Here is a 1,364-nt window from a genome sequence, read left to right on the forward strand (position 1 = left end):
CTCCTCATGTTTTTGTGGGTAGCTGGGGGTGTAGTCCGCCGCGGCAGAGGTAGATCATTGCGGCCAGTGTTTGGGCGGAGTGGTGGCCGTAGCCGCGGGCGTTGACGAGCCTGGTGGTGGCGTTGATGCCTTCGAGGAGGGCGTTGGAGATGCGGAGTTCGATGGCGGCCAGAATGGGCTCGAAGTAGGTCTGGAAGCGTTTGCCGAGGGAGATGAAGACGGGGATGCGGGAGCGTTTGGCGGCGGTGATCCAGGCTTTGAGTCGTTGGCGGGCGACCCCGGGTGGATGGTCGTAGCGGTAGAGGTCGCGGGCTTGTTCTTTGAGGGTCCAGGCCCGTCCGATGCGTCGGTTGGTGCGGGTGATGTGGTTGACCAGGTCGCGTTTGGTGTCGCTGAGTTTGTTCTCTCCGGTGCGCAGCGCCCAGCGTCCGGTTTTCCAGTCTGCGGTGCTCATTGCGGTCCGGCCGGGTCCGGTCATCGATTCGGCGTAGACGCGGTCTAGGGCGCGGTTGACCCATTGCATCAGGTGGAAGCCGTCGTAGCAGATGACCGCCTTGGGGAGATGTTCTTTCGTGGCGCTGGTGTAGATGCTTGAGACGTCCATGCTGACTGCTTCGATCTGGTCGAGGATCGAATCAGGTTGACTGTCATAGAAGTTCGTTAAGGACTCCTTGCTTCGTCCGGGCTGGATATCGATGACGGTGCCGGTGTCGTGGTCGCCGATGATCGTCAGGTAGCGGTGCGGGTGGCGGTAGCAGATCTCATCGACGCCGATACGGTAGAGCGTGTCGAGTCGGCGTTGGTCGAGCAATTCGGCGACGCCTCGGTGGATGATCGCGGTCACCGTCTCCCAGGCGCAGCGCATCAACGTCGATACAGAGGTGCGGTCGGTGCGTTGAGCCAGCCACAGCACCATGTCTTCGAAGTCGCGGGTATGGCGGGCTAGGGGTCGGGCCCAGGGCACCGCTTCGGTGGTCACTCCACACTTGGGGCAGTTCACTCGCCGAATGTCATAGACCAGCCAGAGCCGGCAACGCGCCAGGTCAAGATGTCGCCACCGCCGGCGGCGCCGATCGTATGCGGTGGGCCACCGTTTGCCGCACGGACAGGTCATCAGCCGGGCTCGGGGCCGAAGCATGACCTCGATGTCGCCATCGCCGATCACGACGTCGGTGACGGTGGCTCCGGGAATGGCCAGCAGACGGTTAAATGCAGTACTGACGCGCACGCGGATCGTTCCTTGTGGTTGCGGTTGGTGTGGTAACCCCGAAACCTAGAGGCACACCGCGTGCGCGTCCCTCAATTCACCCAAGGAACGCCGATCCCGTTGTATCGCACCGCAAAACCTTGCTGACCAGCATGAA

1 protein-coding gene is annotated in these 1,364 nt (G+C 62.5%); it reads right to left on the bottom strand.

Going from position 1 to position 1,364, the window contains the following annotated elements; genetic code table 11:
* Nucleotides 1–4: 4 nt before the first annotated feature.
* The gene (locus MHN84_RS29610) at nucleotides 5–1,138 is read right to left on the bottom strand and encodes an ISL3 family transposase (protein ID WP_255731126.1); all 1,134 of its coding nucleotides are present in this window, start codon (nucleotides 1,136–1,138) and stop codon (nucleotides 5–7) included.
* Nucleotides 1,139–1,364 lie beyond the last annotated feature (226 nt).

The sequence above is a fragment of the Mycobacterium sp. PSTR-4-N genome (assembly GCF_022348085.1).
In the GTDB taxonomy this organism is placed as follows: Bacteria; Actinomycetota; Actinomycetes; order Mycobacteriales; family Mycobacteriaceae; genus Mycobacterium.